Below are 21,651 nucleotides of genomic sequence, written 5' to 3'. Positions count from 1 at the left end.
TAATTAATATAAAGTTACAATGATGGATAAAAACAACATTAAATCAAAATACATGAGCGACGCAGCTTTGCTGTCCACCATTGGAGAGTTTGTCAGGCACCATCGGCTGGAGCAAAACAAAACCCAAAGCCAGCTTGCAGAAGAGGCTGGCATCAATCGCACGACCCTTGTAGAATTTGAGCAGGGCAAACGGTCCAATACCCTCACTCTTATCCAATTGCTTAGAGCATTGAATCAGTTGCAGGTACTGGAGTTGTTCAAGGTAGAGAAAAAGCTGAGCCCACTTCAGCTGGCAAAGCTGGAGCAAACCCAGCGCCAGCGAGCATCTAAAAGAAAAGATCCAGAGCGCTCCTCATCCGACTGGTAATGGTAACAACAGCGTTTGTCAATATCTGGGGAGAAAGAGTGGGTGCCATCGCCTGGGATCCAACCAACGAGATAGGAGCGTTCGAATACGAGCCTGGCTTCCTGTCGAACAACTGGGATCTGGCACCGGTGAAGATGCCACTTCAGGAGGCGAAGGGTCGGATATTTTCATTTCCAGAACTACGAAATACCAGCACATTCAAGGGGCTGCCCGGTTTGCTGGCAGATATTTTGCCCGACAAGTACGGCAATGCGCTGATCAACACCTGGCTTACCCGGCAGGGGCGCCCCACCAATAGCCTGAACCCTGTAGAAACTCTTTGTTTTATCGGCTCCCGAGGCATGGGCGCTTTGGAAGTGGAGCCAGCCTTTCCAAAGGCAGACGATAGGGCCACAAAAATAGAGATAGAAAGCCTGATAGAAGTGGCAGAGCATATTCTGTCGGGGCGGCAAAAATTTGGTACCAACGTAACTACTGATGAAGAAAAGGCGCTGGTCGACATCCTTAAAATTGGGTCATCAGCTGGTGGAGCCAGAGCAAAAGCGCTCATCACCTATAACTCATCAACAGGTGAAATCAAGAGCGGTCAAACTAACGCTCCCAAAGGGTTCACGCACTGGATCATCAAGTTTGACGGTGTGACCGACACACAATTTGGCTCATCCAGTGGATATGGCCGGGTGGAAATGGCCTACTACCTGATGGCCCTGGATGCCGGCATAACAATGACTGAAAGCAAGCTACTGGAAGAAAACGGCAGAGCTCATTTTATGACCAAACGGTTTGACCGGATACCGGATCAGGGCAAAGTGCATGTGCAAAGCTTTTGTGCGATGCGGCATTTCGACTTTAATGAGGTGACGATGTACAGCTATGAGCAGTTGTTTGAAACCATGAGGTTCCTGGGATTGCCTTACCCACAAGCTGAGCAGCTGTACAGAAGAATGGTTTTTAATGTGATGGGGAGGAACTGTGATGATCACACCAAAAACTTCGCTTTCATGATGGACAAAACCGGGCAATGGGCATTGTCGCCGGCGTTCGATGTTTGCCATGCTTATAGGCCCGGCAGCGACTGGGTAAGCCAGCACGCCCTGAGTATCAACGGTAAAAGAACAGATATTACCAAAAGCGACTTGCTATCAGTGGCCTATCAAATGAACGTAAAGAAAGCCAACAGCATCATACAGGAAATTGCAGAAGTAGTCAGTCATTGGGATAAATATGCCGAGCGGGCTGGCGTGGAAGATGTGCTACAAGCAGGCATTGGCAAAACCTTGCAGATCATCCGCTGATCGACCAGCTTGTCAGCTGGTTATCCGATGAGTAGGCGTTGGAAAGCCCGGCTGGAAAAAAGCAATATTCTCTTCCGAGATAATGGCACCGGCTGTTCTCAGCAAGTCAAGCTCAACCTCCAACAAACCTCTAAGAACTTCGGGAGTTGTTTGAACCCGGGCATTCACTGTAAGGCGCAATTCATTCGAGTCTCCAAAAAAAGACTTGAGTTTATTGATTTCGGCGGCGGATGACACTGTGGTGAAACTAATTTTTCTCTGCTTATCATTCGACGTGATCATCAACTTAAGATGCCCGATAGGAAGCTGCTCTCGTTTGAAGCCGCTAGTAAGACCTTCGATGAAATCGATCGCTACATTTGTTGCCGTGCCGTCGGATGTTTTGATTGTGATTTGCTCATCCAACCAGGCTAGCTCAGCTTCGCCCTTGCCATATTTGGCATAGTCGAGATCAAGTGATGCGAGTTCATTGGGGTCATCGTCCGTATCCAACGCATTCAGACATTCACGAACCGAGCCCTCGTGAAGCGAGTTTTGGAAACGAAACTTTTTATCGGGGTATTTCGCAGTCAGCGCCAGCCCGAAAGCCGGAAAATCAAAGGTTTTAACCAGGTCAATTTTGTTGACGATCACATTCCCATTTGCCCCTTCCTTTAGAATGGCGACGATGGCAAGCGCCAGCTCTTCGAACTCTCCTATGTATGACTTACCCATTAGCTATGAATTGCAAAAGAGATATTAATTTAATTTTGTCCCGGTACAAATTGCAAAAGCCCCTTTATTTGCCAATCTTCATCCGCTTTAAAACCTACTTATTATATAATGAAATCATATACCCCCTGGCGAGTCGTTGTCGCCGCAGCCATTTTGCTTGTTCTTCTGAGCTTTGGCGTAGTCTTCAAACCCGGCAATGCCGAGCCGTTTTTTCTTTCCCTGCCTTACGTATTCTGGAGTAGTATCCTTATTACGGCGCTGCTGGTGGCACTTACTTTTATAGGAACCCGGGTTTTCCCACATAAAGAAGATTGATATGACCACCTGGCTGATTATTTTCTTCATCATTTTCATTGGCCTGCTGGTGTTGGCCTCTGTTAAATCCTATCAAAAAAACCGAACTTCCGACGAATTCATGCTAGCGGGTTCTGCCATAGGGGCCTTCCTCGGCTTCATGACCTTTGCTGCCGCATTGTTCAGCGCCTTCACATTCATGGGCATGCCCGACTTCTTCCGTAACCACGGGGTAGGTGCCTGGATCTTCCTGGCTTTTTCGGATGCATTGATGGTCTTCTTTATCATATGGTTCGGCTACAAGCTGAGGAAGCTGGCGAAAGCAAGGGGTTTCAAGGGTATTGCAGGCCTTCTGGCTAAGTGCTACGAATCGCCCTGGGCAGGTTATTTATTCTTCCTAACTGCCTTTTTGTTCCTGATTCCCTATGTCGCCATACAGATCAGGGGCATTTCTATCTTTCTCAACGCCGCCTTTCCCGACGCCATTCCTTCGTGGGGCTGGTCGGCAGGTACAGTGGTGATTATGCTGATTTACGCAGAAATTGGTGGCCTCAAAGCCATTGTCTACAGCGATGCCATTCAAGGCATTTTGCTATTGGTTGTGATTTGGATCATTGGATTAGCCTGTCTGGAAATGTCTGGAGGACTTGGCCAAATGATGGCGAATGTAGGCTCGCAGAATCCTGACCTGCTTACCCTACCCGGCCCAAAGGGTTTGTTCAGCACTCAGTTTCTCATTGGCTCTGCTATAGCCATTGTGATGATACCCGTGACACAACCTCAGCTCACTACCAGACTCATCGTGATGAAAGACCTGAAGTCGGTACACAAAATGACATACGCAGTCGGGTTGTTTGCTATTCTGGTGATTCTCCCTACGGCGTTCATTGGCTTATATGGCGCACTAAAATACCCTGACGTTTCTACTTCAGAGTTTCTCTCGTCGGCCCTGCTGTTTGACCAGGCTAATCCTGTTGCTGCCCTGGCAGTAGTTGGGTTGTTCGCTGCCTGCCTTTCGACTACCAACGCTCAGATATTTGCGCTCGGCTCGGAGCTCCGGTCATTGCTTTCCGGAGAAGACAAAACAGTGATGCGGTATACAAAAATCTCGCTACTGGTATTCTCATTAGTAGTGCTGGTTTTTTCCATCTATATGAGCGACCAGCTCGTGTTACTGGCCAGGCTAAGTTTTACCGGCACGTCGGTGATGGCTCCGCTGGTACTGGCCGCCGTGATCTTTGAAAACCCACCAAAGGTCCTTATTCTCACCTGTGGGCTGGCGCTGATAGGCATCATTCTCAACATTCTCTCGGTGATACCCGCACAAATTGCAGGTTTAAATTTTGACATCGTGTTGTACATGGTGCACGGGGGAATCAGCGTCTTGATAATGGCAATGCACAAAAAATAAGCAGGCCACAGCAGGAAAGCCCGCACAGTTTAATTTTGGAACTTTACTGACCTTGGGAGAGGATACAATCCTTCTTGTGATTTAAACTTATACGAACAAAATGAAAATAGACAACCAACTGAAGGTTGAACACTTAGAAAAAAGCCTGAATCAATTTTGGGACTTGTCAGGTCAGAAAATAAAAGCCATCGAGAAGCAGTATGACGGACAGTCCGGCACGCCAGTTTTTACGGTAGAAGGCAAATACACCACCCGTGGCTGGACGGAATGGACGCAGGGCTTCCAGTTTGGATCGTCGCTGTTGCAGTTTGATGCTACGGGAGAAAAGGAGTTTCTGGAAATAGGCAGAAAAAATACAGTGGAAAAAATGGCACCACACCTGACCCACAAGGGTGTACACGACCATGGTTTCAACAACATCAGCACCTACGGCAACCTGCTCAGGCTGATGCACGAAGGCAAAACCGAACACAACGAGTGGGAAAAGAATTTCTACGAGCTGGCCATCAAAGTAAGCGGTGCCGTGCAGGCCATGCGGTGGACGACCACCAAAAATGGGGGCTTCATCTACTCCTTCAATGGGCCGCATTCATTGTTTGTGGACACGGTTCGCTCCTGTCGCATCCTCATGATGAGCCACGCACTGGGTCATTCGCTGATGGCGGAAAACGACGAAAAAATCAGCTTGTTAAAGAGAACTGTGCAGCACCTGATCTCCACTGCCAACTATTCAGTGTTTTATGGCGAAGGTCGTGACCTGTATGACCTTTGGGGACGCACGGCCCATGAAAGCATCTTCAATACTAACGATGGCAATTTCCGCAGCGTGAGCACACAGCAAGGCTACACCGGCATGAGCACCTGGACCCGTGGACTGGCCTGGGCTATGTGCGGTTTTCCAGAAGAGCTTGAGTTCTTCGAAAAAGTACCTGAGTCGGCACTGGAAGGCGTTATATCCAAAAAGGAGCTAATGGCATTGATGCTGAAGGCAGCCAAAGCTACCTGCGATTTCTATATTGAAAATTCATGTACTGATGGCATCCCTTACTGGGATACAGGAGCCCCTGGCCTGGTACACATGGGCGATTACTTGTCAAAACCTTCCGATCCTTTTAATGCCCACGAGCCGGTAGACAGCTCTGCAGCCGCCATCGGTGCACAAGGGCTTCTGAGGCTTGGCAAGTACCTGAACGAACCAAAATATACGCAAGCGGGGCTAACGGCCGCAAAGGCGCTTTTCAGTGAGCCTTATCTTTCGACTGACCCGGCACATCAGGGATTGACATTACATTCTGTTTACCACCGCCCCAATAATTGGGACCACGTGCCTGCGGGACAAAAGGTGCCCTGTGGCGAGTCGAGCATGTGGGGGGATTATCATGCCAGGGAATTGGCCCTGTACCTGACCAAGCAGCTGAAAGGTGAAGAGTATTATACGTTTTTTAATGGATTAATGGCTTAAGATCAATGGCTACGAAAAGCAGACCGGTATTTAAAAGAGTAGCGCAGCTCAAAACTGCCGAAGACCTTACCAGCTACCTGGGAGAAATTGGGGCAGACATTCCATTTGATGCTGACTTGGCGACCACCAATTCTCCGTACGGCCAACCCTATTCGCTGAATTCGGGCAGAACCGTCGGCAACCGCTTTTGCATCCTGCCGATGGAAGGCTGGGATGGCACTACAGACGGAATACCTTCGGAGCACACCAAAAGACGCTGGCATCATTTCGCCATCAGTGGTGCTAAACTGCTATGGGGCTGTGAGGCGGTGGCTGTGCATCCGGAAGGCAGGGCCAACCCCAATCAGCTAATGATCAACGATGATACCTTTCCAGAGTTTGTTAGTCTTTACGAGTCGTTAATCAAAGATCATCAGGAGCAGTTTGGCAGCGCCGACGACTTGGTTATCGGCCTACAGCTGACCCACTCTGGCAGGTTTTGCAAACCGTTCGACAAAAAAAAGCTACAGCCAAAGATACTCTACGCCCACCCTGTCCTGAACAAGAAATTCGGCCTGGGCGACGATTATCCTGTAATGAGCGATGAGGACATTGACAGCCTCATTGAGGACTTTATCCAGGCGGCTGTGCTGGCACAAAAGGCGGGGTTCCATTTTGTAGACATCAAACATTGTCATGGCTATTTGGGTCACGAGTTTCTGAGCGCCATTGACAGGGGAGGCAAATACGGTGGTTCCTTCGAAAACAGAACCCGCTTTCTCACCTCGATTGTAGAAGGCATTCGAAATGAAGCGCCCGGATTAGAAATTGGCGTGAGATTAAGCGCCATTGATTTGTTGCCGTTTACACAAGCCGAAGACAAAGTGGGCGAGCCTTACGAAGTAACAGGCAACTATAACTATGCCTTTGGCGGTGAGAAATCGGGACTTAGCTACGACCTGACAGAAACAAAAAAGTTTCTGCATTTGCTGGAGGAGCTCGACATCGAGCTGCTTTGCATCACTGCCGGCAGCCCGTACTACAATCCCCACGTAACCAGGCCTGCTCTTTTCCCTCCTTCCGACGGCTACCTGCCACCAGAGGATCCACTTGTAGGTGTTGCCCGTCACCTTGAGGTGGTAGCGGCGCTCAAAAAGGATTTTCCCAATCTCGCCATTGTTGGGTCAGGGTATTCCTACCTGCAGGAGTGGCTGCCCAACGTGGGGCAAGCTGTACTGAAAAATGGAGATGTCGATTTTGTGGGCATTGGACGGATGGTGATCTCCTACCCAGAAATGCCGGCAGATGTATTGTCAGGCGAAGGGATGAAAAGGGCGAAAGTTTGCCGTACGTTCTCCGACTGCACCACCGGCCCACGCAATGGCATGATCTCGGGCTGCTTCCCGCTTGACCCGTATTACAAGCAGATGGAAGAAGCCAAGCTGATCAAAGAAATCAAGAAAGAGCTCTGATATGTCGGATAGAAAAGTAGCACTGATCACCGGAGGAACACGAGGCATTGGCTTCGGTATTGCGAAAGCCCTCGCTGCTGCGGGCTATGACCTTGCCCTGAACGGCATGCGTCCGGCAGAGGACATCAAAGAAGTGGTTGGGGAGCTGGAAAAGCTGGGAGCGAAAGTCGCTTATGTGCAAGGCAACCTGGGTGTGAAGGAAGACCGGGAAAAAATGATATTTCAGACCCTGGCTCATTTTCAAAGGCTCAATTTGCTGGTGAACAATGCGGGAGTGGCTCCCAGGGTTCGTAAAGATGTGCTGGAAATTGATGAGGACGACTACGACTACATGCTCGACATCAACCTCAAGGGCACCTTTTTCCTTTCCCAGCTGGTGGCCAACCAAATGCTGAAAGAAAAAGCCTCCGCACCTGCATTTGAAGGGAGCATCATCACCATTTCCTCCATTTCGGCCGAAGTGGCGTCTATCAACCGTGGAGAATACTGCATGGCCAAAGCTGGGCTGGGCATGATGACTAAGCTGTTGGCCACCAGGCTGGGGGACGCTGGCATACCGGTGTACGAAGTACGCCCCGGCGTAATAGAAACTGACATGATCAGCAAGGTGAAAGGCAAATACGAAGACATGATTGCCAACGGTCTCACTGTGGAAAAGAGGCTGGGCCAGCCAGAAGACATTGGTCGCATTGTAGCCTCCCTGGCAACCGGCGGAATTCCTTATTCTACTGGCCAGGTGATTATGGCTGACGGAGGTTTAACGTTGAGAAGATTGTAGAGAATGGGCTGGTGGGGACAGCCCTGAGAAAAGGCCAACGCCATCACTACATACAGGATATGCGATAAAAAGTAGTTAACTTTAAGAAAGCTTGTCCTTGATTTAAAACTACCATGAAGAAATTACTCCTTTTTCTAATCCCTGCCGCTCTAATCTCAGCGTGTACTGAAACTAAAAAAGCAGAACAAAACGAAGTCTCAGAAAATGAATGGGTAGTTCTGTTCGATGGAACATCCACTGATTCGTTGAGAGGGTATGGAATAGATGTATTTCCAGAGGGTGTTTGGCTGGTTGAAAACGGCATGTTGGTCACCAACCCGGATACTGCTAATCGTGATCTGCTGACCAAAGGACGTTACAGAAACTTTGAGCTTGAATACGAATGGGCGGTGGACACCGCAGCCAACTCGGGTGTGTTTTTTCATATGCAGGAGAACCTGAGCATGGAAGCTGGGAATGGCAATAGCCCGAACTGGCTCGATAACTTTGAAATTCAGGTATTGGACGACATCTATTTCAACGATACCGCAGCGGTAAGATCGGCCGGGTCTCTTTACGACCTGATCAAGCCCACAAATAAAAAACTGAAGCCCATCGGTGACTTCAATCAAGCTAAGCTTATCCACAACAACGGACATGTGGAGCACTGGCTCAACGGCGTCAAAGTGTTGGAGTTTGAAATCGGGAGCCTTGAAATGACAAAATTGCTGGCCGAAAGTAAGTTCTCAAACAACCCCGGCTACCACTCCGACAAGGAAGGCCACATCATGTTTCAGCACCATGGGCAAAGGGTGTATTATAAGAATATCAGGGTGAAGAGGCTTTAGGGCCTCTTGTTTCTCTTCAAGATGATGGTAAATTGTTCGCCATCTTGATCATTGATCAACTCCGTGGCAGGGTGATTTCTGATGATCCGAGGTATACCTGAGCCTATACCTGAGTAGGGCAAAATTTTAGTGCCAAATGACGCCATTAAAGGATTCCTCATAACAGAGTTGCCGCTTTTAATATTCTCTACAGAAAGATGGTTGGGAAGTTTTCCCGGAGAAACAATCTCCACCCGATCTTTAAATACCAAAAGACGAATCACACCATTTTTACTGTAATCCCGGTGAAGTAAAGCATTTACCACCGCCTCTTCCAAGGCTCTTTCATCGATCTCAAGACTTGGCTTGCTATTGAATGAAGTATCGGTTTGCACCCGAGATAAATTATTTTTCAAGAAGGTCATCGCCGACCTGAACTGCTCGTCCAGCGAGCCCATGCAATCTCTCTTGTCGTTAAAAACGTCGTCACTTATTTCGCTACCTGGGTACGCAACCGCCCTGATCAAACAGAATGGCTTCACGGTCTGCGGATTTTTACCAAACAAAAGAAGCCCTGCCAAAGTAAGTTTACCGCCCCTGGCCAAGTTCATATTGGGCAAGACCTGATCCAACCAAATCTCATCGGATCCAACTTGCTGGCTGTAGTTCTTTTCAAAAAAGGTGTAAAACTTAGGGAGGTCTATTTCATCGATGTTGGCAGTAGTTGCCGTTTCATCAATTTGAATTTGACCACTTTCTTGAAACATTCTCGCAAGCTCCTGTGGCGAGGCTTTTCTTTTATCACTTCCGCTCTTTATCCAGTAAATCCCGTCCTTATCACAATAAGGTTTGGAAACTCCTTCAGACAGGTGAATCAACATTACAGGCTCTCCATCGACCTCAATCGTCTGAGTTCTTGGATAAACTGGTGGCTTAATATGTTCATTGGCAGCAGCAGAAATCCATTGATTGTAGGTTTGAATTTCCTTAGCCTCTAATCCTGAAATGGTGCCGTCATCTTTAACCCCAACGAAAATGATACCACCTGTGCTATTGCTCATAGCACACATTTCAATAGCTATCTGAGTAGCATTATTCAGCTTTTCCTTGAACTGACGAGAAGAATCTTCTCCCAACTGAATTACATTTATGATCTCGGCTTCTGTTTTCACGCAGCAAAGTTACACGGTAAGATCAAATTCCAATTGGAATATTGCCTAACAAGGACACTACCTCAACAAGGTCAAATTGCGCAGCGAGCTCTTTCATGTTTGCAAAAATCTCCTGAAGCGTTTCCTTGCCTTCACTAATATTCTTCAATTGCCCACCTGCGTCTGATAGCGTATTGATCACCCCTTTCAACTTCTTGCCCCATCCCTTTTCGACTACATCACCACTGTTCTGCGCTTTCTTGGCATCCTCAGCAAATTGAATGGTCTTTGTCAGAGCATCCGCCAAAGGACTGCCTTCACCAAGTTCACTCAATAGATAGTCAGCATCACCCCTCAGTGAGCTACTAGTTTTCTGGACGACTGTAATGTCTATGTCGACATCGATTGTTATCTGGGTATTGACATTGGTGCTAACAGTTGGACTATTGTTGTTGAGAATATTAACAACAAATGGAGGCACTTTCTCTTTCTTAGGAGATCTACGAAACTCCCGCTCATCCAACTCAACAACACCGCTCTTAAACTTTTCTAGTGTATCCCCCTTGTCTTCAAAAAGCCCCATCAGGTAGCCTACATTAAAGTCTCTTCTAAGTTTTGGATGAAAAAAAACAGCCTTTCTTGCCTTGATATGGCTGAGAAGATCATCGTAGTCAACCGTGCTTTCCGATTTTTCATCCAATGCCATCAGCTCACTATAAACGATATTGGCGTAGCTCGATGCTATCGAATCAATATCTCGCCTGATGTGCTCCCACATGCCCAGCTTGGAGTCGCCCTTTATGCGCACGTAAATACGTTTAGCCTCTTTATCGGCGTGTACCATGGACAGCGTATCACTTTTTGAATCTTTGACTACTATGCCCGAATACCAATAGTTGCTTTCAAAAACATCAGAAAGGTTCTTAGCAATGAACCTGTGAATAATGGCCGGAGGCATATAATCTTTGAATTGCAGGATATACGTGCTCACTCCCTCCCCTCGAAACTCACGATACTCTAGCCGGGGCTCCTTACCAAAAGCGGATGGGATCAAAATATTCTTATCATCCGGTGCATAACAAAGATCAAATTTCTTCATCATGCTTAAGATATATCCATAATGATTTTCATCGTAGGTGAAGTCCTTTTTGTCTGCCGGGTAGAGCAACTCCTTGAAATCATCAATACTTATCTGTCCATATAGCTTGGCTGTCTTTTTAGACGTTATAATCCTATAAACTCCCTGGGTAATCCAGGCAGGACTTAGCACGTGCATGAAATTGAGGTAGGTATCTCCAAACCAGGTTACCACCCCGATGGTTGTGAAATACTTCAGCAACAACTTTTGTATTTCCTCCGTTTCAGCGTGGTTTTCTTTGCAAATAGCCTGATAGACCTCATAGCTCAAATAGTGTTGCGACCCAGTAGTCCTTTCCTCAATGGCTCTTTTGATATTAAACCAGTTGTTAGGCAACCTTTCATGAACCGTCCGAAGCTTTATTGTTTCCCTTTCAAGGTCTTTTTTGAACTCGTCGATTCCAAACCCAGACACGCAGCTTGTTTTGTAAAAAGATACAATACTAGGGTATTTCTCCTTCAGGAATTTACGGTCTGCAATTTCCGAGGCATTTTCATCTTGTTTGTTGAAAACCACCAACACAGGCGCTCCACCACCTAAACTTTCAATTTGTTGAAGCCAATACTCAGGCTCTTCTTCCTTCCGATTGTCCAACACTAGAACATAGAGGCACCCTTCAGTAAAGAAGAACTTGTGAACGGCATGCTGTATTTCCTGACCCCCAAAATCCCAAATATGAAAAGTAAGTGGCCTTCCATCGAAAAAAGGAAATTCCCAGTTTTCTATTTTGATACCGTTTGTTTGTTTTTTACCCTTTTCGAAAGTATTATAGAGTACCTTTTCTATCAAGCTAGACTTACCTGCACTACCATCGCCAATTACAATAATTCTGCCTTCAGAAAGCGGTGCATCTCCAAACTCACCTGCCATTTGGTAGTAGTTTTCCACTGTATTGGGCCCAGACTGAATAACGGAGGGGGGTGGAAACTCTAGAGGATTACCATTCAAATTAATACCTAGTCCGGGCTCTTCCTCGTAGTGGTATTTACTAGAGAGCCAACCAAACTTTTCGGCATAACTTCTGTGAATTTCTGTAATTGAGTTCTCTCCTATGTCCAACCCTTCTACTCTTAGCAAAGCTGGATGAACAGGAAGTAGACTAATTTTATTATGTCGTAACATTAGTGACCTTAGCTTCCCCAACTCGCCAAGTCCAACAATATCATTGATAGAATTATAATCTAGGCATAGCTCAACAATGTTAACTAGCTTATTGGTAAAGGATAAATCTTCAATTTCGAGTCCTTGAGCAAATAATTCCCTAAGACTGATCAGTTCACCCAAAGGTGAAATATCCCGAACGGGATTATGCCACAAAACAAGCCTTTTCAGGGTGCCCGATAATGTTATGAGAGGGGAAATATCAGTTATCCTATTGCCTCCGACATACAGCGCCTCAAGTTTTTTTAAAACAGAAAGGGGAGAAATATCCTCAATTTCATTGTCCTGGACTTCTAGAAGCTCCAGACTACTGATTTTAGAAATTAGGTTTAAATCAGTAATTGATCCACTACCAAAAACAAGCGATGCTACTTCCCCGTGTTCGTTCAGTGAATATGACTGAGACACAAGAGAATAGTAGCTATCATCAAATCGCTCAGAGTAGGTCAGAATAGTTTCAAATTCTTGTTCAATATCCAGAATGACTTGAGGCTTTTTTTCTTCAAAATTCATCGCTTGAGACATTAGATAGATTTACATTTCTTTATAAGCCTGAGCCAAAATACACGACTCACCTCAAAAAAAACAATAAATGAAGATTAGCCCACTTTTGGATTCATAAAAAATGACTCACAAATAAATATTATACCCGGAATTGCCAATGACTTACAATCTCCAAATAGGCGATAAAATCATTTCTTCTCCTGCTCAAACACAAATATCCCTTTCTTATTAGCAATCACCACATCAGTCAAGCCGTCTTTGTTGATGTCCTCAGCCACCACGTTCAAGCCTACGCCTGAGTCGTCATCGATTTCATGTGCTATCCATTTGGGCTCTTTGCCTGGCACGTATTCAAACCAGTAGAGGTAGGCTGGTTCCAAAGCACCTGTGCCCTGGCGCATGTGGGCATAGTAGCGCTTGCCGGTGACAAAGTCCTTTTTGCCATCACCGTTGACGTCAGAGAAAGCTACGGCATGAGTCTCTGACATTTCCTCCGTAAGTATATGCCTTTTGAATTTTTGGTTACTGCCGTCTCCTTCATTTTCATACCACCAAATACCTCTTTCGTGGGCCGATGCTGAGAAAACGTCTAGATGGCCGTCGTGATTGAAGTCGGCTGTGTACATATGCGAGCATGGCTCGCCAAGGTTGGATGGATGCCAGAACCAGGCCGCCTGTGTAACATCGCTCGGCGCTTCCCACCAACCCTCTCTGATGACCACGTCTTTGCGGCCGTCACCATTCACGTCGGCATGGCCGAGGCCATGGGAGAAGTTTTCAGAGCCAGGTGTGCCCGGCAAGCTGATGGTGTGTTTTTTCCAGTTGGTATCCCCTTTTTTGCTGGGCGACTTCAGCCAGATCATTTGCTTGTTGGTTACATCTCCGCACAAGATGTCCTTTCGGCCGTCACCATCCATGTCATAAAATCCGGGCGATTCGTTGCCCACGGTTTCATGGATCATGTACTCCTTCCAGTAGCCTTCCTTTCCCTGGGGGTTCTCATGCCAGTAAACAGCCTTGCCCGGAAAATCGACCCGGATGAAGTCGATCCAGCCATCCTGATTGACATCGAGGGAGAAGTTGAGCATGGAGTTGCTCCATTCCTTTTCAGCGACATAAAGCTTGGGCTCGTAGATTTCGTGCCGGATCCAGTTGGGAGCTTCGAACCAGAACGGCCCGGCCATGATGTCGGTGAGGCCGTCGTTGTTGACATCGCCTACGGCCACTCCTTCAGAGACGAATTTGTCGAAGAGAATGGTTTTTTTGAAGGGGATGTCGTCGGCCACGACGTGGTCTTTCATGAGTTGGGCATGCGACTGCTCCGATACTAATAAAACGAAGGCTGAAATGATGAATTTTCTCATATCGTTGGTGATTTTTCTCTAAAATCTAATTACCCTCAAGCCGGGTGGGCTCTTACTTTTTACGGACAAAAAGTAAGCCGCTTCGGCGGACCGAAAAGTCCCCGAAGAATTAAACGCACTGGCCTTTATGCGCATCGGCCCACCAATTCTTCCCCTGCCCTCCTAATTGGGCGCTGCTCGAAACGGAAATCTGTCACAAAATCGCCGATCACTCAAAAACCCCCAAGGCTGTCCCCTGACAGACCTGTTACTTCTGAGTCAGCAAATAACCAAGCAGCGCATCAAAGTCTGTTTCGCTGATGGACTCACCGAAGGCGTCGGGCATCAGGGTGTATTGGGACGCTTTTTTCTCCTTGATATCGGTTTTGCTTAGCGTAAATTCCTGGCCGGCGGCATTAGCATACACTTCCAGCTCGCCTTCATCCCGTCTGAACAAGCCGCTCACCACTTTGCCGTCATTCAAGGTAACTGTGTACGTTTTGAATGCCTGCGAAATGTTCCTGTTCGGATCTAGAATCTTTTCTGCTAATGCCCTTCTGCCCCAGTTGCCAATGCCATCGAGCTGCGGCCCGATCACGCCGCCATCGTTGTTGATTTGATGGCAGACGTTGCAGTTGTTCATAAACACCGCCTTACCCAGCTCCACATCAGGCTTAGGATCAAACCTGGATAATCTGGTATCGATCAGTTTTTGCCTTTCTTCCAGTACGGACTCCAAACCAGCAGTTAATGCATCATATTCTTTTTTCTGAGCAGCAGTCAGCTTTGACAGTAGCTGTTCGTTCACTCTCCTGTCCATGAGTATCCGGGGTGGGATGAAGCCATCCTTCGCTGCTTTCAGTAAGCTGGCTCGGCCTTCGGCTGAGTTCACAAACACCGAAGCGATGGCTACCTGCAATCCGCTGGGCGCATCTTTCAGCGATTTATTCAGCAACGGCGTTACACCGGCATAAGATGATGTGCCAATGGTTCTGGCCAGCTCTTCCCGGAAGGCAGGCTCTTCCTCAGCGCTGATTAATTTGGCTTCTACCATATTAACATTGCCTTTGCCGTTAATGTCCAGCAATGCTTTGGCCGCAGCCGCCCTGGGTTTGCTTTTGGCCCACGAGGCTTTCAGCAGGTCACGCAGACCTTGTTCATAGCTTGTCAGTTTATTTTGGCTGGCAATGTTCGCCGCAAACACCTGACGCTGAGAAATCTCCTCAAAGTACTCATACTCCTCATCAGCATGTGCTGACGGCTGGTCAGCCACCAGCTGAGGCTTTGTCTCCAGATTTTTCAGGAAGTCACCGGCAAAGCTTGTCGCCCAATCGGTCATTTGCCTGGCATTGGAAGAACCACCCCGCTGCCCAATACCAGTTTGGATCGTGTTGTACAGCGTATATTGACCGGCCGCATTGCCTTTGAATTTCTCTTTAATAAAATCAATCGCCGAAGTAAGCTGCGCTTCCGGAATGAAACGCCCTACGTGCTGCAGGTACACCACCATGCGGTCGTGCGGGGCATCGTACTTCTTTATGTTGACGTAGATGAAACCTGAGGCGATGGCAGAAGGCACGTCGGTCAGGGCGTCCATCAGGACTTTTGTTTCCGCTTCGTTCCAGGTTTGTCCCACAGCACCACCAAGGATCTCAGCATTTTTGAGATGATCACGGAGAGCTATCATCAAAGTGTACCGAAGGTGGGTGTCGTTCGAGGGCACCGCCAAAGCCGCCGTAACAAGCGGCTTGATGTTGGCGGCATGATGATGTCTCACCAAAACACCAGCCGCCGCTCTCTGCGTGTGAGGATCACTATGTTTTAACCCATCCAGCGCCAGAGATCTCATCTCATCATTCAACGATTCATATTCTGTCAGGATACGATAGGCGTGTACCCTGACCTCCTGATCGCTTCCTGTAGCAGCACTTTTTAACTCTGTGTCCGACAGCGCTTCAAGCCTCTTTAGCGCCCACATGGCATGCACTTTCTGCTTGGGAGAAGCTTTACCATCCGCCAAAAGTGCTTTTAGCGGCTGCGCCGCCTCATCAGCCTTGTAGTCTACCAGTCGGTTCGACGCCATCATCCGCTGCAAAAAAGTACTCTGACCAAGACCTTTGATCAGCTCGTCGAGGCTAGCTTTTGACCAATCCACCGGGTCAATTGTCTCCCCTTTGTAAGTAATTCTCCAGATACGACCGCTCTTCCTGTCCCGACCGGGGTGATCCAACGGCACCTCGTAGTGACCAATGATGCGGTTGTAAAAATCTGCGATATAAAGGGCACCATCAGGGCCAATTTTCACATCCACAGGGCGGAACCAAGGGTCTTCGCTCACCAAAAAATCTTTTTGAAGCGTTGCTACTGGCGTTGACCCACTATAAGTAATCGTATTGCGACTCACCCGGCAGGCTACCACATCACCAGAGTAAAAGCTGTTTCTGTATTCCTCAGGGAAAGCTTCTCCGTTGTAGTAGTCCAGTCCGGAAAGGGCAGTGGAACCAATCTGGTAGTTCATCATCTGCGGTCCAAAGCCGAGGCCCGGCGGCTTTTTGCCAAAGTGCGGATAATCACCCTGACTGATGATCTGGTAAATGGGCATGGTGTGGCAGTCGGCAGAGTAGACGTAGCCGAGATCGTCCACAGCGAACCCAAAAGGGTTGACCCGGCCAAAGGTAGTTTGTTCCACCCGGCTGCCATCAAGACGGAAGCGGAAGGTATTGCCGGAGGTCATGCTAATGGAATCCTTGTCTGCTCCCGACACTTTTGAGCTGTTTCGAAAGCCGTGCGAGGAATGGATCCAGCCGTCAGGTGCCCGAAGGAAATTATTGATCATACCATGGGTGTCGACATGATCGAATGGGCCAACCAGCACCGTCTTCTCGTCGTATTTGTCGTCTCCGTCTTTGTCTTCAAAATAGTAGATATTGGGAATACTATAAGCAATAGCGCCGCCCTTTACCGGCATAATGCCAATAGGAATATTGAGATCACTGGCGAAATCAGTGAATTTATCTGCCTTCCCATCGCCGTTGGTATCTTCAAGAATAGTGATCTTATCCTGCCCAGAACCTGTAGACGCCTCATTAGGATATTCGATGGAATGCGTCACCCACAGCCTGCCCCTGTCGTCAAACTCCATGTTGATGGGCTTGGTGATATCGGGTTCAGAAGCGTAGAGGTTGATTTCAAACCCAGGAGGCAGGTGAAAGCCCTTCATTTCCTCCTCAGCGGTTTGGAAATCAGTCACACGAATGTGGTCTTTAAAAAGCTCCGGGTCAATGAAGGAGTCGGGATCGTAAGGCTCTTCATTTTTATTTTCCTGACAGGACGACACAAAAAGAAAACAAAGGAATAGTAGTAGGTAGGCTCTCATAAAAAATTGAGTACATTAAGTTTGGTTTAATTTACACCCTCCTTACCCCTCCGCACAAAATCAGGTATAAGTTATTTTAAATAGTTGGAATCTCAAGTGGGTTTTTGTGAGGCGGTTGGAAGAGGACAAACCAAGGCAGCCAAGCTATCCCAGTTTTAACCTTAACGGGTATTGGCTAATTGTCCCGCTTTTTATGATCCGGCCATTTAGAGAGGTGCTCATTCAGTTTTTCTCCCAGGATTTGAGAGAAAATAACAGTTCCTTCATTGTTAAGGTGAAAATAGTTTTTCCTTTTAGTACTGTCCATTACCAATGCGGCAAACTCTGCTGAATAAACATTCAATCTATACTCCTCAGGAAGCTCATAGAAAGCCTCATATATAAAAGTCGCCTCGTCTTCATCTTTGATTAATGGCGGTAGAATATAAATAATTCTAACTCCGTTGGCATTTGCCTTGTCGATTGTTTCTTCCAAATGGTATTTGCTTTGCAACTTCCGCTGCGCATAATTCCCCGAATGCACATCTAATGTCAACCTGGAGTTTATAAGATTTGGCAGTTTCTCCTCGTCCCTCAGGTTATCAGGGTATGGTAAGTATCCGTTTTGTCGTAGACCTTTATGTGAATGATATCTGCCTGCAAAATTGACTATATTCAGGCGAGTACTCAGTATCCCTTTCAAGCTTGTTGCCATCTGCTGAGATAAGAATAAAATATCAGAAAATGAATTTTCTGTGGTATTCGATCTCATAAACTCAAACCAAGGGCCCATATTTCCAAAGTCTAGGCCTGGGCCCGTCAGCTCCACCAGCAAACAATCGACTCCTTTCTCTGTCACAATCTGATTTGAAATAACATTGATATAAGGAAAAGTAAGGCTTTGAAATCCAAGGTTTAAAGATCTCAAATGATGGCGGGCCGTCAGGGAGTCGACAATAGAAGGGTCAACACCTCTCTCAACTCTGCTTGAGCCCAGAATGACGGTGTTAAAGCTCTCGTTTGTACTCAACAATGTCCTTTTTTCATTGAGTGCCGATTGCCGGTCCTCCAAAGGGAACATGGTACTTATGACTTGCCGTATCACAACCAAAATTAGTACAAACAGAAGCGCTTTAAGAAGGGCCTTTTTCATTCTAAAATTTAAAATAATAAAACTCGTTGCTGACAATCCCAAAGTTGAGTATTGCCTCAACAAGTACAATGTAAATTGCCCATCGAAGTAGAAAGGACTTTTTGCCAATCCATTCGCTAAAATCATTCAATTTCATGCTCACGTTAATAATGTCCATTAAAACAAAGACAGCCACACAAAATCCAATTTCTTGAACCTCCTTGAGCGTAAGTGGGCTTTTTCCAATATTCCCCCAATCCAGACTATATCGCAATATTTTAACACCAGCCTCCCACGATTCGGACTTAAACCACATGGCAGTAAAAGAAGTAGATAAGAAGATAAACGCTATACAAAAAGAGTTAAATATTGCTGGGAGACGAAGCAATCCAAATCGGTCAAATTGCCTAAACCGCCATTTGTAAGTCAGGCGCTCTATCACTATCCACATGCCGTTTAAAGTCCCCCAAATCACGAAGCCCCAATTTGCTCCGTGCCACAAACCGGTTATGAAAAATACGAATAGAAGACTCAGGTAAAAGCGAGTTTGCGTTCTCCCTTTTCCCAAAACAGCAAAGAAAAGGTAATCCCGGAACCAGTCACTAAGTGTAATATGCCACCCTTTCCAAAAATTTGCTTTAGAGTTAGCGAAATACACCCTGTTGTGAAAATTGTTGGACAGTTTGACTCCAAAAAGCCTGGCCGAGCCAATTGCCATGTCGCTATACCCTGAGAAGTCGCAAAAAATCTGAACAGTAAAAAGACACGAGCCAATCATGAGCGGCAACCCTTTATACGTCTCGGGGCTCCCATACACTAAATCAACCAACTCCCCGATACGGTCTCCGACCACCATTTTTTTGAATAGCCCCCAAAGGATGAGCCGTGCACCTGCCGTTATGTCCGTCGAGCGCAAAGCGGTCAACCCATTTAATTGAGGAAGCAGGGCTCTTGACCTCTCAATAGGCCCGGCAAGTAGTTGGGGGAAAAGCAAAACGTACAGGGAGAATATTCCAAAGTTTCTTTCTGGCTTTCTGAAGCCTTTGTAGACATCTATCGTATGGCTTAGAGTTTGGAAGGTATAAAAGCTGATACCTATGGGAAACGGAAGTGAATTTTTGGGAATCGAAATAGCTATGTTCAATGCGCTGAACACGGTATTTATATTCTCAGCAAAGAAATTGTGGTATTTGAAAAAGAAAAGGAGCCCAATATTGGAAACTATGCTTGACCAAAATAAGGCTTTTCTTTGCCACTGAAGCTTTGAGCTATAGATCGCAAGTCCACAGAGATAATCTATCAGGATTGAAATTCCTACTACAATAAGAAAGAATGAATTCCAGGTCGTGTAAAAGTATACGCTTGAGGCTAAAAGCAGTATCCACCTCCAGGATTTTGGAGTAAAGTAATAAAACACAAGTAACAGAATCAGAAAGACCCCGTAGCCGCTACTATTAAAAAGCATTCAATACAAGTAACATCAACAACAGTAACTTAAATTATCCCCTTTGCAAAAAGTAAGTTTTGGCAAATATTTCTACGCTTGAGGGGTAAATTAACAGGATTTTAGTTTCGCTGTTATTGAATCTCCATAAATACTTATAAATTGAAATATTCTATGACGACTTGCGTCATGAAACGCTCAATAATTCCTCAGTTACAATTTTTACTATTGATCTTACACCCATTCATGACTTCCTAGTATGACGAGCCAATCTGAAATAGCTGATTTCATCAAAAAACTAATTGCGAAGGAAATTGGAAAAGAAGTCACCACGATTGATGATGCTGTGGCATTTAATGATCTGGGGCTGGATTCGGTGAATTCAATTTTCTTACTGGGAGATGTTGAGGAGCATTATAAAATTGACATTGACCCTTTGAGTTGTAAGCTCCCCTGAAGTTCGACCATTTAAAAGTTGAGAAAAAATAATCAACTTTAAATGGTAGATATGAAAAAGTCACGATTCACAGAAACACAGATTGTAAGTGCGATTAGAGCGCACGAAGCAGGGCGTAAGGCCGAGGACATTTGCCGGGAAATGGGCGTCACCACAGCGAGCTTTTATAAATGGCGTCAACGTTATGGAGGCATGGAACCCAGTGATGTAAAGAAGATGAAGGATCTTCAGGAAGAGAATGCACGCTTGAAGCGCATGTTTGCTGACCTTAGCCTGGTGCATGAGGCTTTGAAAGATGCTGTTTCAAAAAAGCTCTGACGCTTGATGAAAAAGGCGTACTGGTTCAGTTCATGGTCGAAGCGCATGGAGTGAGTCGGCGTCAAGCGTGTAAAGCAGTGAGTATGCCGAGAAGCACATACAGCTATGTACCCAAATTTAGGGATGACGGTGCGGTGATAAGAGAGCTGGAAGAACTGGTGAACAAGCACCCTTCGATAGGTTTTTGGCAATCCTATTACAGGATCAGGAAGAAAGGCTATGTATGGAATCACAAGCGTGTTTACCGAGTCTATACCGGGCTGCATCTTAATATTCGCCGCAGGTATAAAAAGCGGATTCCAGCCAGGGTAAAACAAGCTTTGTATAGGCCAGAAGGTATCAATCAGGTTTGGTCTGTAGACTTCATGAATGATAGTTTATGGGATGGTCGAAGGTTCAGGCTTTTGAATGTGATGGATGACTATAACCGGGAAGTACTAGCACTGGAAGCCGACACATCACTTCCAGCATCCAGGGTAATCAGAGTGCTAGAATACCTGAAAGAGTTCCGGGGCCTACCTAAAATGATCAGAGTGGATAATGGCCCCGAGTTTATCTCCAATCAGTTGGATCAATGGTGTCGGGGTCATCAGATCAACCTTACCTTCATCCAGCCTGGTAAGCCTATGCAAAATGGCTATGTCGAGCGATGTAACGGCAGCATTAGGAAAGAGTTACTAAATGCCAACGTCTTCCATAACCTCACAGAGGTGAGATATAAGATTGAAGAATGGCTCGATGATTACAACCGATACCGCCCCCATGAGTCACTTGGGTATCGATCTCCTGTCGAGCTATTACAAACAATATGAATACTATTTTTCCTTTTCAGCCGATGATCATTACCAAGGTGAATGCGCACAGCCTGTCAAGACCGGTTGATGCCATTGAAAATAAACAAAAATCAACCGCCTGCTTGGTCTTGACTGGCTGCCAGCAGGCACCTATTTTTGATCAGCCGGTGAAACGGAAAAGTCAACTTTTGAGTGGTCCAATTTTAGGGGGAGCTTACAGAGTCTCTACAACAACCCAACTGTTTCTTCCTTTACCGAGCACGTTTACAAATTGAT

Annotated in this window: 17 protein-coding genes and 1 pseudogene; 11 read left to right on the top strand and 7 right to left on the bottom strand. The window is 46.5% G+C overall.

The annotated features are described in order from the left end of the window. The first annotated feature begins 19 nt into the window (after positions 1–19). Positions 20–367 carry a helix-turn-helix domain-containing protein gene (locus ACMVP2_RS15175; protein ID WP_416864130.1) on the top strand — a complete coding sequence of 116 codons (348 nt, stop codon included), beginning with the start codon at positions 20–22 and terminating at the stop codon, positions 365–367. Next, the gene (locus ACMVP2_RS15170) at positions 367–1,662 is read left to right on the top strand and encodes a type II toxin-antitoxin system HipA family toxin (protein WP_416864129.1); all 1,296 of its coding nucleotides are present in this window, start codon (positions 367–369) and stop codon (positions 1,660–1,662) included. The genes ACMVP2_RS15175 and ACMVP2_RS15170 overlap by 1 nt, the downstream gene beginning before the upstream one ends. Before the next feature lie 12 nt (positions 1,663–1,674). Here ACMVP2_RS15170 and ACMVP2_RS15165 read toward each other — a convergent pair whose 3' ends face one another. Next, positions 1,675–2,376 carry a hypothetical protein gene (locus ACMVP2_RS15165; protein ID WP_416864128.1) on the bottom strand — a complete coding sequence of 234 codons (702 nt, stop codon included), beginning with the start codon at positions 2,374–2,376 and terminating at the stop codon, positions 1,675–1,677. A gap of 108 nt (positions 2,377–2,484) precedes the next feature. On the opposite strand from ACMVP2_RS15165, the gene ACMVP2_RS15160 reads away from it, so the two are divergent. The 6 genes from ACMVP2_RS15160 to ACMVP2_RS15135 all read left to right on the top strand — a co-directional run bounded on the left by ACMVP2_RS15160 (position 2,485) and on the right by ACMVP2_RS15135 (position 8,599). Continuing rightward, complete coding sequence (locus ACMVP2_RS15160; RefSeq protein ID WP_416864127.1) at positions 2,485–2,691, top strand: hypothetical protein; 207 nt, start codon at positions 2,485–2,487, stop codon at positions 2,689–2,691. A 1-nt stretch (position 2,692) separates the two neighbouring features. Further along, a complete protein-coding gene (locus ACMVP2_RS15155) occupies positions 2,693–4,081 on the top strand; it encodes a sodium:solute symporter family protein (protein WP_416864126.1) in 1,389 nt (462 codons plus the stop codon). A gap of 100 nt (positions 4,082–4,181) precedes the next feature. Beyond that, positions 4,182–5,543 (top strand): glycosyl hydrolase, encoded by a 1,362-nt coding sequence (locus ACMVP2_RS15150; protein ID WP_416864125.1) that lies wholly within the window; start codon positions 4,182–4,184, stop codon positions 5,541–5,543. Between the two features lie 5 nt (positions 5,544–5,548). Further along, complete coding sequence (locus ACMVP2_RS15145) at positions 5,549–6,994, top strand: NADH:flavin oxidoreductase (protein ID WP_416864124.1); 1,446 nt, start codon at positions 5,549–5,551, stop codon at positions 6,992–6,994. Position 6,995: 1 nt separating this feature from the next. After that, the gene (locus ACMVP2_RS15140; RefSeq protein ID WP_416864123.1) at positions 6,996–7,772 is read left to right on the top strand and encodes a 3-ketoacyl-ACP reductase; all 777 of its coding nucleotides are present in this window, start codon (positions 6,996–6,998) and stop codon (positions 7,770–7,772) included. Positions 7,773–7,885: 113 nt separating this feature from the next. After that, positions 7,886–8,599: a 3-keto-disaccharide hydrolase gene (locus ACMVP2_RS15135; RefSeq protein ID WP_416864122.1), complete on the top strand. Its 714-nt coding sequence runs from the start codon at positions 7,886–7,888 to the stop codon at positions 8,597–8,599. On the opposite strand, the gene ACMVP2_RS15130 is transcribed toward ACMVP2_RS15135, so the two are convergent. The 6 genes and pseudogenes from ACMVP2_RS15130 to ACMVP2_RS15105 all read right to left on the bottom strand — a co-directional run. Continuing rightward, on the bottom strand, positions 8,596–9,750 hold the full coding sequence (locus ACMVP2_RS15130; RefSeq protein WP_416864121.1) for an RNA-binding domain-containing protein: 1,155 nt from the start codon (positions 9,748–9,750) through the stop codon (positions 8,596–8,598). The two genes, ACMVP2_RS15135 and ACMVP2_RS15130, sit on opposite strands and share 4 nt — an antisense overlap. 22 nt (positions 9,751–9,772) lie before the next feature. Beyond that, complete coding sequence (locus ACMVP2_RS15125) at positions 9,773–12,541, bottom strand: COR domain-containing protein (RefSeq protein WP_416864120.1); 2,769 nt, start codon at positions 12,539–12,541, stop codon at positions 9,773–9,775. A gap of 179 nt (positions 12,542–12,720) precedes the next feature. Beyond that, positions 12,721–13,896, bottom strand: coding sequence for an FG-GAP repeat domain-containing protein (locus ACMVP2_RS15120; protein ID WP_416864119.1), 1,176 nt, complete (start codon positions 13,894–13,896; stop codon positions 12,721–12,723). 247 nt (positions 13,897–14,143) lie between these two features. Further along, positions 14,144–17,251 carry a PVC-type heme-binding CxxCH protein gene (locus ACMVP2_RS15115; protein WP_416864118.1) on the bottom strand — a complete coding sequence of 1,036 codons (3,108 nt, stop codon included), beginning with the start codon at positions 17,249–17,251 and terminating at the stop codon, positions 14,144–14,146. Between the two features lie 175 nt (positions 17,252–17,426). Beyond that, positions 17,427–18,509 carry a hypothetical protein gene (locus tag ACMVP2_RS15110; protein WP_416868235.1) on the bottom strand — a complete coding sequence of 361 codons (1,083 nt, stop codon included), beginning with the start codon at positions 18,507–18,509 and terminating at the stop codon, positions 17,427–17,429. A 187-nt stretch (positions 18,510–18,696) separates the two neighbouring features. Continuing rightward, positions 18,697–19,827 (bottom strand): annotated as a pseudogene (locus ACMVP2_RS15105) (MBOAT family O-acyltransferase); the annotation flags it as partial. A gap of 238 nt (positions 19,828–20,065) precedes the next feature. On the opposite strand from ACMVP2_RS15105, the gene ACMVP2_RS15100 reads away from it, so the two are divergent. From ACMVP2_RS15100 to ACMVP2_RS15090, 3 genes are all read left to right on the top strand, one after another. Beyond that, entirely contained in the window at positions 20,066–20,263 is a 198-nt protein-coding gene (locus ACMVP2_RS15100; RefSeq protein WP_416864117.1) for an acyl carrier protein, read from the top strand. A gap of 51 nt (positions 20,264–20,314) precedes the next feature. After that, a protein-coding gene (locus tag ACMVP2_RS15095) for an IS3 family transposase (RefSeq protein ID WP_416864116.1) occupies positions 20,315–21,393 on the top strand; the annotation gives its coding sequence in 2 pieces (ribosomal slippage) (positions 20,315–20,567 and positions 20,567–21,393; 1,080 coding nt in all). Further along, positions 21,390–21,650, top strand: coding sequence for a hypothetical protein (locus ACMVP2_RS15090; protein ID WP_416864115.1), 261 nt, complete (start codon positions 21,390–21,392; stop codon positions 21,648–21,650). Before ACMVP2_RS15095 ends, ACMVP2_RS15090 begins: the two co-directional genes overlap by 4 nt. Position 21,651: the final 1 nt, after the last annotated feature.

The organism is Imperialibacter sp. (genome assembly GCF_048007035.1).
In the GTDB taxonomy this organism is placed as follows: Bacteria; Bacteroidota; Bacteroidia; order Cytophagales; family Cyclobacteriaceae; genus Imperialibacter.
The sequence above is the reverse complement of the archived record's forward strand: the minus strand, read 5'-3'. Positions and strand labels throughout refer to the sequence as shown.